Raw genomic sequence first — 17,775 nt, forward strand, 5'->3', positions numbered from 1 at the left:
ATATCCAGCTTCCTTCAGATTCCACCTCACGATGGACACCCTTGCCTTCGGCTATATCCTTCCCACCACCGGGCGGATTCCGGACTTGCACCGGTTAGAAACGTGCGCCGCCGGGCGCACCAACAAAATCCCGGGAAGAAGTTCTTCTTCCCGGGATTAAACTTATCTGTATCCGTTTGGATTATTGGACTGCCATCTCCAGGAATCTTCGCACATCTCGTCAATTCCTCTTTCTGCTTCCCATCCCAGTTCTTTCTTTGCAAGCGCCGCATCCGCGTAGCACTCGGCGATATCGCCCGGCCTCCGTGGTTTGATTACATATGGAATCTGCTTTCCGCAGGCTTTCGAGAATGCTTCGATCATCTGAAGCACACTGAATCCCTTGCCGGTTCCCAGATTATAGATACGTACATCCGGCTCCGACTGAGCCAGTTTATCTACTGCCTTTACGTGACCGATGGCCAGATCCACAACGTGAATGTAGTCACGGACGCCCGTGCCATCCGGCGTATCGTAGTCATTGCCGAATACGCCCACTTCTTTCAGTTTGCCTACGGCAACCTGAGTGATGTATGGCGTTAAGTTATTCGGAATGCCCGCCGGATCTTCTCCGATCAGGCCGCTCTTATGAGCTCCCACCGGATTGAAGTAACGGAGTAAGATCACGCTCCATTCCGGGTCTGCAGTATGTAAATCGGTCAGAATCTGCTCCAGCATGCTCTTCGTCTGGCCGTAAGGATTGGTAATCGCTCCCTTCGGGCAGTCCTCAGTAATCGGAACGAATGCCGGATCTCCATACACGGTGGCGGAAGAGCTGAAAATGATCTTTTTCACGCCATGGTTTCTCATCACGTCACACAGGACAAGCGTGCCGGTAATATTGTTATGATAGTATTCCAACGGCTTTGCCACGGATTCCCCAACCGCCTTTAAGCCGGCGAAATGAATGACCGCGTCTATCGTCTCTTTGCTGAAGATCTCTTCCATGGCGTCTTTGTCCAGTAAATCCGCCTTATAGAAGGTCACGTCTTTTCCTGTAATCTGTTTTACCCTGTTTAAGGATTCCTCCGAAGAATTGCATAAATTATCGACAACAACGACTTCCTGTCCCTGATTCAACAGTTCCACACATGTATGGCTTCCGATATATCCGGCGCCTCCGGTCACTAAAATTCTCATTTACTTTCCTCCTGCTATCCTTAATATTTACGCACAATCGCTTCCATATCGGCCCATTTCTTCTCCATGTCTGCAACAAGGGCAAACTGGGTTCTGGTTCTGTCCAGGTTATGGTTCTCACGGCTGATGCGGAAATACGTATCTCCCTGCAGGAAATCCGTCAGGAAGCGCACGCCGCATTCAAAGGTCATAAGCTTGGCACCCATCGGAAGCATATCGCGCTCCGCCTGGGTTAAGCTGCCCTGGCAGCCTTCTAAGAATCCCTTTGTATATATCTCAAACAACGGAAGGGAAAGGGACACAAGACTTACATCCGGCTCATCCTCGTCGGCTGTATTGGCTCCGAACCGGATGGAATCACCGAAATCGAAAATGGACAGCCCCGGCATAATGGTGTCCAGATCGATGATACAGAGAGCCTCTCCCGTAATGTCGTCGATCATAATATTATTTAATTTCGTATCGTTATGGGTGACGCGCAGAGGAAGCGTCCCCTCCTTCAGCATATTCATGGCAGCTCCTGCCTCATCGGCGCGGTCCATGACAAACTGAATCTCTTCCTGCACCAGATGAGCGCGTCCGCACACGTCCTCTTCCACCGCCTTCTTAAATGTCTCCAGACGGACCGGTGTATTATGGAAGTTTACGATCGTCTCAGTAAGCTCCTCCGCCGGATATTCGGCTAACTGGCGCTGAAAATGGCCAAAGGCCTTGCCGCTCTGGTAAAAGTCATCCGGATTGCGCACCTTGTCAAAACAGGTGGCTCCGGAGATGAATAAGTAACCTCTCCAGTAATTTCCGTCGCTGTCCTGTACGTAATCCCTGCCATCCCTTGCCTTAACGATGTTTAACGTCTCGCGGTACGGATCTCCGCCCTGGGCAGTGATTTTCTCACGCAGGAAGGAGGTGACGCCGGCGATATTCCGCATCAGAGACACCGGGTCCGTAAAGATCTCATGGTTAATTCTCTGGAGTATGTATAGATTTTCCTTCTCCCCGTCTCTGCATACCAGCCGAAACGTATCATTAATATGGCCGCTTCCGTAACGTTCCCAGGAAACAGGCTCCCCCTCAAAGCTTAAGAGGCCGATTGCCTCTCTGATCTTACCACACTGTGCGTCTCCCATTACGCTTCCTCCCATAATTTTTCCGGATAGAATCCGGCTTCCTTCAGTCCTTTTATGGCGTTCACTACCGTTTCCTTATCTTCTTTATAGGTAACTCCATACCAGCGGTCGATGCTCTTAAGCACCGTCACGTCTGCTTTTCCCTCTTTTAACAGTTCATCTACCACGAAGGGCAGAAAATACTCGCATTTGATCGGATTTTTCGGCAGTTCCCGGTCTAAGAAGGCGGCGAATCTGGCGTCGATCTCCTTTAACACGCTGGCTGTGAAGCCCCACATGTTCATGGATACGATCGTCTCCTCAGGAAGCTCCGTCCATGTAGCACCGTCGTCCTCCGTAAATTCTGCGATGTCGCCGTGTTTTTCGATTCTCGTCCTCTCATGGATGTCCACCAGGCGGCTGTTCTCGTCCGTCGTGCAGACGCCGCGCGCCACATGGCCATTCTCTGTCAGGGTATTATAAAGCTTATATCCAACCATCGTGTACTGATACTTTTCATTGTCAGAATATGCAACCAGCTGATCGTAAATGGATTGAAAGGCGCTCTTGCCGTAGTAATCGTCGGCATTGATTACCGCAAACGGTCCGTCTACCACATCTTTGCAGCACAGGATCGCATGAGCCGTTCCCCATGGCTTCACACGGCCTTCCGGTACGCTGTAGCCCTCAGGAAGCTTATCGAGTTCCTGGAACACGTATTCCACCTGCACGTATTTTGCCATGCGGTCTCCGATCTGCTCCTTAAACTCCTGTTCGATGGCTTTCTTTATAATAAATACCACCTTCTCAAATCCTGCTTCCACCGCATCGTAAATAGAAAAGTCAATGATCTTGTTACCATATGGGTCCACCGGGTCGATCTGCTTCAGACCGCCGTAACGGCTCCCCATCCCTGCTGCCATAATTACCAGAACTGGTTTCTTACTCATCGCAACTGCCTCCTTCGAGAATTTCATACACTTCTTACTAACTCCAGTATAGTGAATATCCAGCAAAATATATTTGCACTATCTGTTATTTTATTTGCATTATCGTACACATTTCACTATTTTACCACAGAATGTGATATACTGTAAACACTTAACGAGGTCTTTTCACGAAGGGAGGCAGTCATGGAATACAAGAGCACGGTGCTTCGGCCCAGTGCCGTTGTACACAGAGTTATTTCCATACACTATTTTGAATACATGAGCGATTTCTCATTTCCGGGAGAGAGTCACGATTTCTGGGAATTCGTCTGTGTGGACAAGGGAGTGATTGACGTTGTGGCCGGTGAGAAACGGATTCCTTTAAAACGCGGGAATATTATTTTCCATCAACCGGGAGAATTTCATAACATTATTACCAACGGCGAAGTGGCGCCGAATCTGGTGGTCATCGGATTTGAGTGCCATTCCCCCTGCATGAAGGCGTTTGAAAGGAAGATACTCACTGTATCGGAGACAGAACGGGAACTGCTGGCGAGAATTATCATAGAAGCCCGCAATGCGTTTTCCGGTCGGATGGACGACCCATATCAGGAAGAACTGGTACGGAATCCTTCTCCCCTTGCATTCGGAGCTGAACAGATGATCGCCAACTACTTGGAAGAACTGATCATTCATCTCTACCGAAGATACTTCGAAAATCCCGGGCAGTTTAAAACCAGGCGGCAGCCGGAGGTGCACATTAAGAGCGATGCCTACAACCGGATCATCCGCTACATGGAGGAACACATCGGAGAGCGGCTCTCCCTTGACACCATCTGCCGCGATACGCTGACAGGGCGTTCCCAGCTCCAGAAAATCTTTCGGGAAGCGCATGGGTGCGGGGTGATCGACTATTTTTCTTCCATGAAGATTGACACAGCCAAACAGCTGATTCGAGACAATCACTTAAATTTCACCGAAATATCGGACCGGCTGGGCTATACCTCGGTACACTACTTTTCCAGACAGTTTAAGAAGCTGACGGGGATGACGCCTTCCGAGTATGCCACCTCCATTCGGCGCCTGTCAGAGTACAGTACATTTGGAAACAGGAAAGAAGAAGGCTGACAGAAAGATTGAGAAATACAGAATATTTGCTTTACGTCAGAAAGGAGTTATTATGTCACAGAACAGAGAATTACCACCTAACATTGTCCTCATCATGACCGACCAGATGCGGGGGGATTGTCTGGGCATCGCCGGACATCCCGATGTCAAGACGCCCTATCTCGATTCCATCGCTGCAAAAGGAATCCTGTTTGATCACGCCTATTCCGCGTGCCCCAGCTGTGTTCCGGCCCGGGCCGCACTGCATACCGGCATGAGACAGGAGCACCACGGCCGTGTGGGATACCAGGATATGGTAAACTGGAATTATCCCCATACCATGGCCGGTGAACTGGCAGCCGCCGGCTATTATACCCAGTGTGTGGGGAAAATGCACGTGCATCCCCTCCGCAATTTAATGGGGTTCCACAATATAGAGCTTCACGACGGTTATCTCCACGCCTACCGTGATCCGGCAGCTACCTGGGAAGAGTCCCAGAAGCAGGCGGATGACTATTTCTACTGGCTGAAACAGGAGCTGGGAGCCGATGCGGATGTGACGGACACTGGCATGGAATGCAATTCCTGGGTCTCCAGACCCTGGATTTACGAAGAGAAATACCATCCGACCAACTGGGTCAGCACGCGCTCCATCGATTTTCTAAGGCGACGTGACACGTCGAAGCCATTTTTCCTGATGGCCTCCTACTTAAGGCCGCACCCGCCGTTCGATGCACCGCAGTATTATTTCGATCTGTATCGGGATAAACAGCTGACGCCGCCGGCAGTGGGGGACTGGGAAGATGAAGATTTTACAGGGGATTACCAGCGTCTGGGAAGAATCTATGATTCCGCGACCGGCCCTGTGGACCCGGAACTGATCCGCCAGGCCCAGATTGGTTACTATGCCTGCATTACACATTTAGATCACCAGATCGGACGTCTGATTCAGGCACTGGTGGAGTATAAGCTGATGGACAACACCATCATCCTGTTCACTTCAGATCACGGCGAGGAGCTGTGCGACCACCATTTGTTCCGTAAGTCCAGGCCTTATGAGGGAAGCTGCCGCATACCCATGCTCCTTTCCGGCCCTGAGAGGCTGATCCATGCGGCTCCGGGCACCGTATGCCACAGTGTGGTGGAGCTCCAGGATGTGATGCCGACCCTTCTCGACGCAGCCGGTGCTCCCATACCAGAGACCGTGGACGGAAAAAGTATGATCCCGGATCCCGACGGAACGCTCCCCGTGATCCGGCAATGGCTTCACGGAGAACACGAGGCGGGAGTCAATTCCAATCATTTCATTGTCACGGAACACGATAAATACGTGTGGTACTCGCAGACAGGCCGGGAGCAGTATTTTAATCTCGACGAAGACCGGCGGGAACTGCACAACGGCATCGCCGATACGCAGTATCAGGAACGGATCGGGCTGCTGCGGGGATTGCTGATCGAGGAGCTGAAGGAGCGGGAGGAAGGTTATTCCGATGGTCAGAGACTGATCACAGGGAGGGAGACCACGGTACTGCTTCAGTCCGTGTTTGGAACCATCTGACCCGCAGGCGCTCTCGCATTAAAGTCTCCTCTCAACCCGCTCCAGTCCGGCGTTCAGCACAATCGCCAGTCCGGCCGACAGCACGGTTCCCCAGAGTATTTTTACTACATTCAGCGTCCGCAGGCCGTCAAAAAGAATTGTGCCCAGACCGCCGGCGTTGATGGTGGCCGCGATTGTGGCGATACCTGTCGTCGAGACGATGGCAAGGCGGATTCCGGTAAAGACGGACCGCTTTGCCAGAGGCAGGCGGATCTTTAACAGGATCTGCATCGTCGTCATCCCCATCCCCGCGGCCGCTTCAATGACAGAGGAATCGACTCCGTTTAGCCCTGCCGTAAAATTGCGCAGAAGCAGGTACTGGTTATAAAGGGTAAGTACAATCAATGCCGTTTTCGTTCCCAGCCCTGTGACGGGAATCAGCATGGCGAACATGGCCAGGCTTGGTATGGAATAGATGACGGAAAACAGATGGATCAGACCATTCGACACCGTCTTAAAATACATGGCGCAGACCGTCAGCGCGGCTGCCAGAATCAGGGAGAGCACCAGCGTAACAGCAACCAGCATTAGATGCTGTCCCAGCGCCCCATACAGTTTTTCGGGATATTTAAGCGCATATTCAATCAATGGTCATCCTCCAGAATTCTTCCTGCTCCCTGGCCGAACGGATCAGGGAGGCCACAAAATCATCCGCCGGATTCTTCACGATACGGGCGGGAGTATCGAACTGCCTGACCGTTCCCTCATTCATCACAATCACGCGGCTTCCCAGTTTAAATGCCTCATTGATATCGTGAGTCACAAACAGGAAGGTCTTCTTAAGCCCACCGTGGATTCGAAGGAGTTCATCCTGCAGCTTCATGCGGGTTATCGCATCGATCGCTCCAAACGGTTCGTCCAGAAGCATAATCTTCGGATTTACTGCCAGCGCCCGCGCCAGCCCCACCCGCTGCTGCTGACCTCCGGAGAGCTGGGAGGGATACCGGCGCTTAAATTCCTCCGGCAGAAGTCCCACCAGATTTAACAGCTCGTCCACCCGCTCATCCGTCTGCTTTTTGTCCCAGTTAAGCAGTTTGGGAACAACGGAGATGTTATCTGCTATGGTCATGTGGGGAAAAAGACCGATCTGCTGGATAACGTAACCGATTCGTCTGCGTACTTTGACTACATCCACCGTAGATATATCCTCGCCAAACAGAAAAATCTTTCCCTCTGTCGGCTCATATAAGCGGTTCACCATCTTCAGCAGAGTGGTTTTTCCGCTTCCCGATGAGCCGAGAATCGTGATAAACTCGCCTTCCTCAATGGTCAGACTGACCCGGTCGACCGAAGGGAGGGCAGCATTATTAAATTTTTTCGTTACATTCTGAAATTCAATGGCAGTCTGAGACATGAGTCCCTCCTCTCCTTAGTTTAGTGAATCGTAATATTCCCGGGCGACTTCCTCGTATTCCCGCTTGTCCACGTCGACCTCCGCGTTTAACGCGGTAACCGTATCCGTGTCCAGAGACGCGCTGATCTTATTCAGAATATCTGCAATCCCCGGATTCTTTTCGAGTACATCGTCACGAACCACCGGAGCCAGATTATAAGGCGGCCACACCTGTTTGTCGTCCTCCAGAAGCATGTACTTGTCCTTCTGTGCCAGCTGACCTTCTGTCGTATACGCTGGCGCCACATCAGCTTCTCCGTTAGAAAGCACTTCATACTTTAATCCGCCGTCATAGACACGGCTGGATTTCCAGTCGAAGGCTCCGTACTTCTGTTCCAGTGCCGGAAGACCATCCTCCCTCGCGTCAAATTCTCCCTGGGAGGCGAAGCGCAGCTCTTTGGCATGCTTCTGCAAATCAGAAATGGTACGGATTCCCAGCTGTTCTGCCACATCCGTCCGGATCACCAGTCCCTGTCCGTCGTTGGCTTTCGAATAATCCAGCCATGTCACCTGGAAACGCTTTTCATATTCATCCTTAACAGTCCGGTATACTTCTTCCGGATCCGTTATCATGTCCATCTGCAGAATCGAAAGCAGGCCGGTTCCCGTATACTCCGGATACAGATCGATCTCGTTGTTAATCAGAGAGGTGTGAACGACTGATCCCGCAATGTCCTGTTTTCTTTCCACCTTATATCCGGCATCCTGAAGGGCCAGCGCGTAGATTTCCGAAACGACCAGACTCTCGGTAAAGTCTTTGGAGCCCACCCGGATGGCGTCCTTCCCGGAAGAGGAAGCCCCGCACGCGGTCAGGCTTGCCGCCATCACGGCGGTGAGTGCCATGGCTGCCGCTGTTTTTATACTGCTGTGTCGTTTTAATCCACTACTTCTTTTTATTCTGTCCTGTTTTTTTAATCCATCGTATGCTTTTATTCCATCCTGTTTTTTCATAAAAATTCTCTCTTTCTTTTTTGTTTCTGCCATCCCTGATGCGGCATTATCCCCGCTGTTTTCCTTCTGTCTGAAGTCTCCCGGCCTTTCTCCTCCCCCTGATTCTTCGTTTCGGTGCAGTCTGAAGATATGGAGTCATCATTTTCTCGATCCCGTCCAGAATCGCTCCTGATACAAGAGACAGCAGTGCCACAGAGATTCCCCCCACCAGGAGTAAATCCAGGCGGTTTAATCCCAGCCCGGTAAAGATCAGGCCTCCGAGCCCGCCGGCTCCGATCTTGGCTGCAAGAGCAGCGCTGGCCACGATCTCAATCATGGCGGTCTTTACACCAGTCATAATGAGTGGAAATGCCATCGGAAACTTCACGCGGTACATCACCTGTTTTTCTGTCATCCCAAGCCCGCTCGCCGTTTCCAGCATAAAATCCGGTACTTCCGTCAACCCTGTAACTGTATTGAGCAGGATCGGCGGAATTGCCAGCAATACCAGTGCGACCAGGGCCGGCTTCACTCCCGTCCCCAGAAACGGAATGAGCAGAATCAGAATCGCCAGGCTTGGAACGATACGCAGCGTCTGGAACGTACCTGTCAGCCATTTTTCCAGCCTGGGAGACCGGACGCAGACATATCCTGCGGATATTCCCAGAATCACGGATATGGCCAGCGCCATCAGACTGATCGCCACGTGCTCCCGGAGTACGGTGAGATAGTCGTCCATATGGCTGCCGAAATACTCCCAAATTAATGATATCGTATTAATCCCCTCCTTTCCTATAGAAATTATAGGAAAAACCATTGACATTCTTAACTGTAATCATTATAATAACAGTTAAGAAACTGTAACTTTTTTTATTACATATCTCATTATACGTCAGGAGGCAAAAGTTTGCAAGTACAAAATGGTTATCTCGGAACATATTTCTCTGAACAAAGTGCCGGTATCTACCGTTTTCAGTTTGATTCTGATACCGGTATCATAACCGAACCGGAATTGTATTATACAGCACCCGATTCCAAATACTTATCCCTCTCCCATGGGCTGCTTGCATCCCCGCTGGTCAAAGAGGGGAGAGCAGGCGTCTGCCTGATTGACACTACAGGAGAGCGCCCGCTTCTGGCAGGTGAATTATTTGAGGAGACGAAAAGCGCCTGTTACGTCATTCAGGATGACACATTTATCTACACGGCAAATTACCATGAGGGAAGTATCCTTATTTACCGGAAGGAAGCCCACGCCATCTCTCTTAGCAAACGCATTGAGACCGGATATCAGGCGGGCTGTCACCAGATTCTGTTTCACGGGCGCATCATGATGGTTCCCTGCCTTCTCCGCGACCAGATCCTGCTGTTCGATATGGACCGTGATTTTGCCCCGGCAGGTTCCATCACATTCCCACAGGGGACCGGGCCAAGACACGGAGTCTTTGACCAGGCTCACAGGCGCTTTTTCCTCGTCAGCGAGCTCTCCAATGAACTATTCCTGTATGAGGCCGGAACCGGACCGCAATTTACATTAAGAAGCGTACAAAAGATTCTTCCGGAGGGCAGAGTCTGGTCTCCGGCCGCTGCCTCAGCAGCTGTCCGGTTATCCCCTGATGAACGCTTTCTCTATCTGTCAACCCGTTTTGCAGATCTCATCACGGTTTACCAGTTAGATGGCTTTCAAGCTGTAAAGATCCAGCAGACGGAAAGCGGCGGCTCCCATCCCAGAGATTTCATACTCACCGGCGACGGCCGATTTCTGCTCGCAGCCAACCGCTATGAAGGCGGACTGGCGAGCTTCCGGATAAATCCCGGCACCGGTATGATTACCGGGCTGTGCTCCAGAATCGCTGCTCCCGAAGCCGTAGCGGTGGTCCTTGACGGGCCCCATACCCTTTGAAAGCAAAAAAGCAAAAAGAACCTCATAAATGAAGAACCTCATAAAAGAAAGGACGTACCCCTATGAATGAAAATTTAAAGAGAACAACACCGGAACATGAGCTTTTGGATATCGGCCTGATCGGTTTATCCGTCATGGGACGCAGCCTGGCTCTGAACATGGCCGATCACGGCTTCCGGGTGGCCGGTTATAACCGCAGCCCTAAAGTCACACAGAAGGTCATGGAAGAATACCCGCATCCTAATCTGACACCATTTTTCAGTCTCCCGGAACTGGTATCCGCTCTGCGAAAGCCCAGGAAAATCATGGTAATGATTCAGGCCGGTGCTCCTGTAGACGCTGTGATTGACCAGCTGATCCCACTTTTAGAGGAAGGCGATTTTATCATGGATGGAGGCAACTCCTATTTCGGAGACACGAACCGCCGGGCCGGGCTGCTGAAAGAAAAGGGACTGCACTACCTAGGCGTCGGCATTTCCGGAGGTGAGGAAGGTGCAAGGTTCGGTCCTTCCATCATGCCGGGCGGCTCCCGTGAGGCTTACGAAGCTGTGGGCCAGATCTTTCAAACCATTGCCGCAAAAGCTGACAACACCCCCTGCTGTGCCTATATCGGTCCTGACGGCGCCGGGCATTACGTGAAAATGGTCCATAACGGCATTGAGTACGCCGATATGCAGCTGATCGCAGAATCTTACCTTCTGCTCAAATATGCCGGCGGCTTCACCAACCGGGAACTGGCGGAGATCTACCGTACCTGGAATGAGGGAGAGCTGCACAGCTATCTCATCGGCATTACCGCTGACATCTTCCTCGAAGCCGACGACATGGCTGACGGAGATTTAATCGATCATATTCTCGACAGCGCAGGTCAGAAGGGTACCGGCCGCTGGGCCAGCATCGAGGCTTTAAGACAGGGTGTGGATATCTCCATGATCACCGCCGCCTGCAACGCCCGCATCATGTCAAACCATCTGGAGCGGCGGCAAAAAGCCTCCTCCCTTATCGCAGCCCCTGTCATCACGGCTGCCGGGGATAAGCAGGCTTTCACAGAAATGGTGCGTGAAGCACTTTACATCGGTAAAATCATCGCCTACGCCCAGGGATTCTCCCTGTTGCAGGATGCCTCCCGCCGTTTTGGCTGGAATTTAGACCTCGGCAGCATCGCCTCCATCTTCCGTGCCGGCTGCATCATACAGGCTGAATTTTTAAATGATATCACCAGGGCCTTTTTAAAGGCGCCGGATCTGGAGAGTCTGATCTTTGACGATTTCTTCTTATCCCGCATCAACCGGTATCAGGAGAATTTAAGAATGACAGCGGGTCTGGCCGTCTCCTCCGGCCTGCCTGTTCCCGCCCTCTTCAATGCCGTATCCTATCTCGACAGCTTCCGCACAAAGGCGGCCGGAGCCAACCTGATCCAGGCACAGCGCGACCTTTTCGGGGCACATACCTTTGAACGCACCGACAGGAAAGGTATCTTCCATCATGAATGGAGGGCCGGCCATGAATTATGACGTCTGCATTACCATCTTCGGCGGAACCGGCGACTTGACCTTCCGCAAGCTGCTTCCGGCGCTGTATACCATGAGCCGGACGAGAAAACTGCCTGTCCACAGCAAAATTCTTATCATCGGACGCCGCGATTACGATACCGCCGCCTATATTTCCCAGGCCCGGGACTGGATCCGCAAATTTTCCCGCCTCCCCTATTCTGAGGAGCTGCTGGAGGATTTTGCCGCCCATCTGGAGTATTACCGGATGGATTTTTCAGACAGATCCGCCTATGAAGGGCTGGGACAGGCCTATGAGGCCATGCAGGCGGCATCCCACATCTTCTATTTTGCCGTCGCCCCCCGCTTTTTCTCCGTCATCGCGGCAGGCCTTAAAACGATCACCGGGTTAACAGACGGGAAGATCATCATTGAAAAGCCCTTTGGGGAAACGCTGGCCTCAGCGAGAGAGTTAAACCGGCAGCTGGAATCCTGCTTTGGGCCGGACAACATTTACCGCATTGACCACTATCTCGGCAAAGAAATGATAAGAAATATTCAGACAATCCGTTTTTCCAACCCTGTATTTGCAAACGCATGGAATGGGAAAACGATCGAGGCAGTGGAAATCTCCGCACTGGAAGATGTGGGGGTAGAGACCCGGGGCGGTTATTATGACGCCAGCGGCGCGCTCAAAGACATGGTTCAGAATCATCTGTTTCAAATCCTGTCCATTCTGGCAATGGAGCGGCCCGAAGCTTTCACAGGTGAGGAAATGCACGCCCGGCAGCTGGAGGTCTTAAAAGCATTGAGACCGGTATCGCCGGAGGATATCGAACAGTCTCTCGTCCTGGGACAGTACGACGGCTACCGAAAGGAACCTCTGGTCTCACCGGAATCCGTCACGGAAACTTACGCCTGTATGCGGCTCTTTATCGACAATGAGCGCTGGAGCGGGACGCCGTTCTATATCCGCACCGGCAAAAAGACTGGTCTCCGTGAAACCGAGGTGGCGGTTATCTTCCGCCGCCCCGATGCGGAGACAGAGCCCGATATTCTTCTGATCAAGATCCAGCCGACAGAAGGCATCTATCTCCGGTTCAATATCAAACGGCCCGGCGACTCCGAGGAAGTGATTACCGCCAGTATGGACTTTTGCCAGAACTGTATATTAGAAAATCAGGTCAACACACCGGAGGCCTACGAACGGCTTCTCACCGCCTGTATCGAAGGCGAACGCTCCTGGTTCTCCCAATGGGACCAGGTCGAGATCAGCTGGAATTACATCAAACAGCTGAAACAGCTGGCGGCCTCCCGGAACCTGCCGCTTTATCCCTACCTTCCCGGCACCAGGGGCCCCAGAGAGGCGGAAACACTCTTAAATACCTTTGGCCACCACTGGCTGGAATAAGGAGGAACTCATGATGCCAGATACAAAAGACAAACAGATAAAAGAACAGAAAAAAGCCGCGGCCGTTATGGCCGCGGGTGAACTGCGTGACGGCATGGTCGCAGGCCTGGGGACCGGTACAACCGTATATTATCTGATACAGGAAATCGCCAGGCTGGTAAAAGAAGGACTTACCATTCACGTCCTGCCAACCTCAGAACAAACCCGGAGTCTTGCCAGTCAGCTTAACCTCCCTCTGCTCTCAACCGATACCGCGCCGGCCGGTGATTCGTCCATGGATTACAGGGAAAAATCGGCATTGCTGAAGTCCTTAACCGGCGTTGTCGAAACCGGACTGTTTCCGGATTTCTGCGAAAAGCTGATAATCGGCGGAGCGGACGGGGTCAGAGTCCTGGAAAACAGGTGAAGAGGCTGACAGCAGTGCTCACTGTTACATGGGGTTCTGCCTGCATAAACTTTCTGTACAAAAAGAAAAAAGGTCTGAAAAACTCAGACCTTTACCGTGGAGCATATGGGATTCGAACCCACGACCTTTCACATGCGAAGCGAACGCGCTCCCAGCTGCGCTAATGCCCCTTACCTTGCACAGTATAGCACGATTATCCAAAATTTGCAATCCTGTTTCTGTACGATTTTATATTCATTCATAACAAAGAGCCGCCGTATTGAAAATCAGATATCTCTTTTCAACACAGCGCTCCTCCCTTTTTCCCTTACTGCTTTTTTCAATCACTCATCCGACCTTCAGCTTGAATTTCTTCGCATCTTTTTCGGAATCCACTTTCTCAATCATCGCTCCCAGCCCCTGAAGCTTCTCTTCAAAACACTCATAACCACGCTGAATATATCCGATCTCTTCCACGATCGTATATCCCTCTGCCGCCAGCCCCGCAATCACGAGAGCGGCTCCGGCGCGCAGGTCAGGCGCGTTTACAGATGCACCGGTAAGCTTCTTTACGCCGTCGATCACGGCCACATTGCCTTCTACTTTGACGTTGCCGCCCATACGGGACAGCTCGTCTACATAGCGGAAACGATTTTCAAAGATACTTTCGGTTACGACACTGGCTCCCTCTGCAAGAGCAAGGGTCACCGTCATCTGCGGCTGCATATCGGTCGGAAATCCCGGATATGGCAGTGTCTTGATATCGGTATGTCTCTGAAGCGTCTTTCCTACCACACGAACCGCGTCGTCGAATTCTACCACTTCACAGCCCATCTCAAGAAGCTTGGCGGAAATAGCCTCCAAATGCTTCGGTATTACATTCTTTACTGTAACGTCGCCGCGGGTAATCGCCGCCGCGCACATAAAAGTCCCCGCCTCAATCTGATCCGGAATAATGGAATATTCCGTTCCATGAAGCTTTCTGACACCTTTAATACGAATCGTATCCGTACCGGCTCCCTTGATATTGGCGCCCATGCTGTTTAAGAAGTTCGCTACATCGACGACATGAGGCTCCTTGGCCACATTTTCTAAAATAGTCTGTCCTTCCGCCAGCGTTGCCGCCATCATAATATTAATCGTCGCACCAACTGAGACCACATCCAGATAAATATGGCTGGCAACCAGATCGATGGCATGCGCAATCACTGCGCCGCGCTCAATCTTCACTTCCGCGCCCAACGCACGAAAGCCCTTTAAATGCTGGTCAATCGGTCTGCTGCCGATATTGCAGCCGCCCGGAAGCGGTACCTGGGCGCTCTTATATTTTCCCAGCATTGCCCCGATAAAATAATAAGAGGCTCTGATCTTACGGATATATTCGTCATCCACGGAAACTTCGTGGATATACTTCCCATTAATACGGACGGTATGTCTGTCAATACGCTCAACATCAGCTCCGATTTCCTCGATGGCTTCCAGTAATACATTGATATCCCTGACGTCAGGAAGATTCTCTATCACTACGTCTTCGTCTGTCATGATGGAAGCAGCAAGAATACCCAGGGCGGCATTCTTGGCTCCGCCGATGGTTACTTCTCCGGCCAGCGGATTGCCGCCTTTCATAATATATTGTTCCATTCCACACCTCTGATTATGATCTAATCTATTACAAAATTATTAAGTTTTTCTTTTGCGTCTTTAATGATTATAACATATCCTGCGGATTTGTAAAGAGAACGCACTTTCTTATTCCGTAAATACGCCGCAGACGAAGTCATTTCCGACACTGGAAAAATACTGAGAGGCGTCGTTTAAGCCCATTTTACGGGCTTCTTTTGTCTCCGGATTAAAAATGGTTACATTGTACTGATCGTATCCGGCAATCAGCTCGTAACCGCCGTTTTCCGTATACACAGCCACGGGACATCCCTTGCTGATAAAGTACAGAACCTGATTTAAAATACATCCGCGGGCATCCAGCATCAAAATCCCATCATCATAGTTCTTACTTCCGCTGAATTCTTCCATATGCCGGATTAAAAGTGCCCCCTTGTTCTCCGGATCCTTGATATTGCGGGCAGGCAGACGGTTGACACGGTTCCATACGATCTCCTGGTTTTCATCCGTCACCACTCCCATCTTGTCGTATGCCAGATTGAGCGCTTCCGTAAAGCTTCTGCTGCTTCCCAGATAATGGCCGCCGCCATAGGCGTAAAACAGATTTTCCGTGATTCCGGTGGCAGACTTTAGCTCCACCACCTCGGAGGACTCATACGCCATCTTCTTAGGCACGGAAACTTTCACATCGTGAGAAGCGGCCTCCTTATCGAGCTGAACAAAATACAGCTTTCTCCGGTCTTCGGAGGCATACCAGCCGATTCCCTTTAAAGGATCTTCCTTCAGCGCTTCATTGCAAACAATAATATCATCTTTTAACTCCGTATAGGTCTGATCCCCGGTTCTGGCAATCTTCGTCAGACGGATCCGGTTCTCCTCCACTTCCACATCGGCAATATAGGTGTCGGGATATTCGTACCGGTTGACGATTGCGCCCGTATCGTCCATGATCTCCAGACGGTACATGGGGGCATCCTTCACTCGTCCGTTTTCAATCCACATGTCGCCTTCTCTCGCCAGACCGTAGATAAAATCATCTCCTACGAAGCCCAGAGGCCGGCAGAGACTGCCGTCTTCCCCGGTAATCTCCTTCTTGCTTCCCGTGTCTAAGTCCATCAGATGAATCACCCGGGAACCGTAGGGATCATTTCCCTCCTGCCATGCAAAACGCCGTTCGCTTCTGCTTACCGCGAAACTCCCCTCTGTAAGGGAATCTGCCAGAACCATGTACTCGTTGCTGTTTAAATCGATACCGTATACGGCGTGATCCGCCATCATATACAGCATCCCATTGCTCCCCAGATGAGCCAGCTTATCAATATCGCCTTTCAGCATCTCGAACGACTGCGTTACCGGTGTAAAGAATTTTTCGTTGATGGCGTTCTCATCACTGGTGTACTGGTACATGGCAATTCCCATGGCCCCCTCGTGTATGCCGCGGTTCATATAACCGTATACGATAAAATTCACGTCACCGTTATCGCCGATGGACAGAATCCTGATATCATGCTGGTCATAACTGTTCCGGATCTCATCTTCATCGCCGCTGCGGAAGGAAAAGATCTTGACTGCCTTTTCGGAAGACTGGTCATAAGACCACAAATCTCGATTGACCACATACGCAATGTGGCGGCCATCCGGGCTTGCTTTCGTTCTTACCTCGTTATCATTCATAATCCCGAGCATAATGCGCTTTCCGGAAAACAGATCGCGCTGGCCGGAAAAGATCTGGTTGGTACTGCGCTCAAAATCCATCAGATAAATGCGCTTGCTGTCCCATTTCATGGTGAAATCGTCTTCCACCTCGTAGAGTTCATTCATGCCGTTGTCCGCAGTTCGCGTTATCTGATAATCCAGGCGGACATTACACATGATTCCGTCCAGATCCTTCAGCGTTACACGGATATCACCCACAGGCTTTACATCTAAACCGGCCCACGTAAGCTGGGAAAAACTGGACCGTATGGTCACGTGTCCCAGGGAGCTGTTGTCCTCGGATGCATTCGTCTCCAGATAAGTCGTCAGTTCTCTCGCCTGGTCATAGTCAAAGGTTTTCGTGGTGAAATTCACGGCAAAATCAATCATCTCTTTAGCATTTTCATTATCCGTCCACAGAATCCGGGTATAATAACGTACCTCTCCCCGCTCCGCCGTATCCAGAGAGAGAATCAGTAAATACTCCCTGTCCTTGGAAAGGAGATTCTGTATCGGCAGAACAGCAGTCGTATTCCCATCCGCCGTATCCCATTCCGTCAGACTCGTGCGTTCCACGAGACGCTCCAGGTTTAAGCTTCTCACCTCGTAGCTGATCCCGCGTATACTGCCGTCATAATCCGCGATCCGTATATTCAGCGCGCGGTCAGGCGGGAGAACGGTAAGCGAATCTCTCGCCGCCGCCTGCTTCATATCCTGCGTATAACCGTGCAGAAAATTAACGTCTCTCCCGTACATGGTGGCTGAGACCACCGGAAGAGCCGCTTCATCCATGGCAGTATACACAATGGAATCCGGTTTTTCCGTTCGTTTCTGGTTCCATACAAAGTAGATTGCAATGGCCGCAATAAATATAATAAATAGTATTCCTATCTTTTTTCCTAATCGTTTCATGTCAGACTTCCTCTATTTTCCCTATGTTTCCCTTTTATTCTATACAATATCCAACAAAACTACAACTTAAAAGTTTATTAATCTGCGGCCCGGAAGGGGGATAAAGCTGACATTTTCC

15 protein-coding genes and 1 tRNA gene are annotated in these 17,775 nt (G+C 51.0%); 6 read left to right on the forward strand and 10 right to left on the reverse strand.

The genetic code is table 11. The features are described from left to right. Positions 1–162: 162 nt before the first annotated feature. The 3 genes from galE to NE473_RS23405 are packed head-to-tail and all read right to left on the reverse strand — an operon-like array spanning position 163 to position 3,235. Positions 163–1,179 carry a UDP-glucose 4-epimerase GalE gene (galE, locus tag NE473_RS23395; protein WP_006773614.1) on the reverse strand — a complete coding sequence of 339 codons (1,017 nt, stop codon included), beginning with the start codon at positions 1,177–1,179 and terminating at the stop codon, positions 163–165. A gap of 20 nt (positions 1,180–1,199) precedes the next feature. Beyond that, positions 1,200–2,306, reverse strand: a complete 1,107-nt coding sequence (locus tag NE473_RS23400) for a phosphotransferase enzyme family protein (protein WP_022030548.1) — start codon at positions 2,304–2,306, stop codon at positions 1,200–1,202. Next, complete coding sequence (locus tag NE473_RS23405) at positions 2,306–3,235, reverse strand: nucleotidyltransferase family protein (protein ID WP_039891627.1); 930 nt, start codon at positions 3,233–3,235, stop codon at positions 2,306–2,308. The genes NE473_RS23400 and NE473_RS23405 overlap by 1 nt, the downstream gene beginning before the upstream one ends. 183 nt (positions 3,236–3,418) lie before the next feature. Between NE473_RS23405 and NE473_RS23410 the strand changes: the two genes are divergently transcribed. Both NE473_RS23410 and NE473_RS23415 read left to right on the forward strand, forming a co-directional pair. Further along, positions 3,419–4,342, forward strand: coding sequence for an AraC family transcriptional regulator (locus NE473_RS23410; RefSeq protein WP_055652358.1), 924 nt, complete (start codon positions 3,419–3,421; stop codon positions 4,340–4,342). 52 nt (positions 4,343–4,394) lie between these two features. After that, positions 4,395–5,879, forward strand: a complete 1,485-nt coding sequence (locus NE473_RS23415; RefSeq protein ID WP_055652360.1) for an arylsulfatase — start codon at positions 4,395–4,397, stop codon at positions 5,877–5,879. Positions 5,880–5,897: 18 nt separating this feature from the next. Here NE473_RS23415 and NE473_RS23420 read toward each other — a convergent pair whose 3' ends face one another. From NE473_RS23420 to NE473_RS23435, 4 genes are all read right to left on the reverse strand, one after another. After that, positions 5,898–6,506 (reverse strand): ABC transporter permease, encoded by a 609-nt coding sequence (locus NE473_RS23420; RefSeq protein ID WP_006773619.1) that lies wholly within the window; start codon positions 6,504–6,506, stop codon positions 5,898–5,900. Then, positions 6,499–7,272: an ABC transporter ATP-binding protein gene (locus NE473_RS23425; RefSeq protein ID WP_022030552.1), complete on the reverse strand. Its 774-nt coding sequence runs from the start codon at positions 7,270–7,272 to the stop codon at positions 6,499–6,501. The genes NE473_RS23420 and NE473_RS23425 overlap by 8 nt, the downstream gene beginning before the upstream one ends. 15 nt (positions 7,273–7,287) lie before the next feature. Further along, entirely contained in the window at positions 7,288–8,154 is an 867-nt protein-coding gene (locus NE473_RS23430) for a glycine betaine ABC transporter substrate-binding protein (RefSeq protein ID WP_055652359.1), read from the reverse strand. 154 nt (positions 8,155–8,308) lie between these two features. Next, positions 8,309–8,980, reverse strand: a complete 672-nt coding sequence (locus tag NE473_RS23435; RefSeq protein ID WP_172682316.1) for an ABC transporter permease — start codon at positions 8,978–8,980, stop codon at positions 8,309–8,311. Positions 8,981–9,148: 168 nt separating this feature from the next. Here NE473_RS23435 and NE473_RS23440 point away from each other — a divergent pair, with 168 nt between their 5' ends. The 4 genes from NE473_RS23440 to NE473_RS23455 all read left to right on the forward strand — a co-directional run bounded on the left by NE473_RS23440 (position 9,149) and on the right by NE473_RS23455 (position 13,451). Further along, a complete protein-coding gene (locus NE473_RS23440) occupies positions 9,149–10,144 on the forward strand; it encodes a lactonase family protein (RefSeq protein WP_055652356.1) in 996 nt (331 codons plus the stop codon). Between the two features lie 62 nt (positions 10,145–10,206). Further along, positions 10,207–11,658, forward strand: coding sequence for an NADP-dependent phosphogluconate dehydrogenase (gene gnd / locus NE473_RS23445; RefSeq protein WP_055652355.1), 1,452 nt, complete (start codon positions 10,207–10,209; stop codon positions 11,656–11,658). Then, entirely contained in the window at positions 11,648–13,045 is a 1,398-nt protein-coding gene (zwf, locus tag NE473_RS23450) for a glucose-6-phosphate dehydrogenase (protein WP_055652354.1), read from the forward strand. Before gnd ends, zwf begins: the two co-directional genes overlap by 11 nt. Before the next feature lie 10 nt (positions 13,046–13,055). Next, positions 13,056–13,451, forward strand: coding sequence for a hypothetical protein (locus NE473_RS23455; RefSeq protein WP_242866271.1), 396 nt, complete (start codon positions 13,056–13,058; stop codon positions 13,449–13,451). Positions 13,452–13,548: 97 nt separating this feature from the next. On the opposite strand, the gene NE473_RS23460 is transcribed toward NE473_RS23455, so the two are convergent. The 3 genes from NE473_RS23460 to NE473_RS23470 form a co-directional block, all read right to left on the reverse strand. Then, positions 13,549–13,621 (reverse strand) — tRNA-Ala (locus NE473_RS23460). A 157-nt stretch (positions 13,622–13,778) separates the two neighbouring features. Beyond that, positions 13,779–15,071, reverse strand: a complete 1,293-nt coding sequence (gene murA / locus NE473_RS23465; protein WP_002605048.1) for a UDP-N-acetylglucosamine 1-carboxyvinyltransferase — start codon at positions 15,069–15,071, stop codon at positions 13,779–13,781. A 108-nt stretch (positions 15,072–15,179) separates the two neighbouring features. Continuing rightward, positions 15,180–17,657, reverse strand: coding sequence for a hypothetical protein (locus NE473_RS23470; protein ID WP_055652352.1), 2,478 nt, complete (start codon positions 17,655–17,657; stop codon positions 15,180–15,182). Positions 17,658–17,775 lie beyond the last annotated feature (118 nt).

It is taken from the genome of Hungatella sp. SL.1.14 (assembly GCF_024460495.1).
Lineage (GTDB): Bacteria > Bacillota > Clostridia > Lachnospirales > Lachnospiraceae > Hungatella > Hungatella hathewayi.

What these genes read in the sequence shown, in the direction of transcription:
- NE473_RS23415 (WP_055652360.1), top strand. Translation starts at nt 4,395, where the DNA reads ATGTCACAGAACAGAGAATTACCACCTAACATTGTCCTCATCATGACC.
- NE473_RS23470 (WP_055652352.1), bottom strand. Translation starts at nt 17,657, where the DNA reads ATGAAACGATTAGGAAAAAAGATAGGAATACTATTTATTATATTTATT.
- NE473_RS23405 (WP_039891627.1), bottom strand. Translation starts at nt 3,235, where the DNA reads ATGAGTAAGAAACCAGTTCTGGTAATTATGGCAGCAGGGATGGGGAGC.
- NE473_RS23410 (WP_055652358.1), top strand. Translation starts at nt 3,419, where the DNA reads ATGGAATACAAGAGCACGGTGCTTCGGCCCAGTGCCGTTGTACACAGA.
- NE473_RS23455 (WP_242866271.1), top strand. Translation starts at nt 13,056, where the DNA reads ATGATGCCAGATACAAAAGACAAACAGATAAAAGAACAGAAAAAAGCC.
- NE473_RS23435 (WP_172682316.1), bottom strand. Translation starts at nt 8,980, where the DNA reads ATGGACGACTATCTCACCGTACTCCGGGAGCACGTGGCGATCAGTCTG.
- murA (WP_002605048.1), bottom strand. Translation starts at nt 15,071, where the DNA reads ATGGAACAATATATTATGAAAGGCGGCAATCCGCTGGCCGGAGAAGTA.
- gnd (WP_055652355.1), top strand. Translation starts at nt 10,207, where the DNA reads ATGAATGAAAATTTAAAGAGAACAACACCGGAACATGAGCTTTTGGAT.
- NE473_RS23400 (WP_022030548.1), bottom strand. Translation starts at nt 2,306, where the DNA reads ATGGGAGACGCACAGTGTGGTAAGATCAGAGAGGCAATCGGCCTCTTA.
- NE473_RS23430 (WP_055652359.1), bottom strand. Translation starts at nt 8,154, where the DNA reads ATGGCACTCACCGCCGTGATGGCGGCAAGCCTGACCGCGTGCGGGGCT.
- galE (WP_006773614.1), bottom strand. Translation starts at nt 1,179, where the DNA reads ATGAGAATTTTAGTGACCGGAGGCGCCGGATATATCGGAAGCCATACA.
- zwf (WP_055652354.1), top strand. Translation starts at nt 11,648, where the DNA reads ATGAATTATGACGTCTGCATTACCATCTTCGGCGGAACCGGCGACTTG.
- NE473_RS23425 (WP_022030552.1), bottom strand. Translation starts at nt 7,272, where the DNA reads ATGTCTCAGACTGCCATTGAATTTCAGAATGTAACGAAAAAATTTAAT.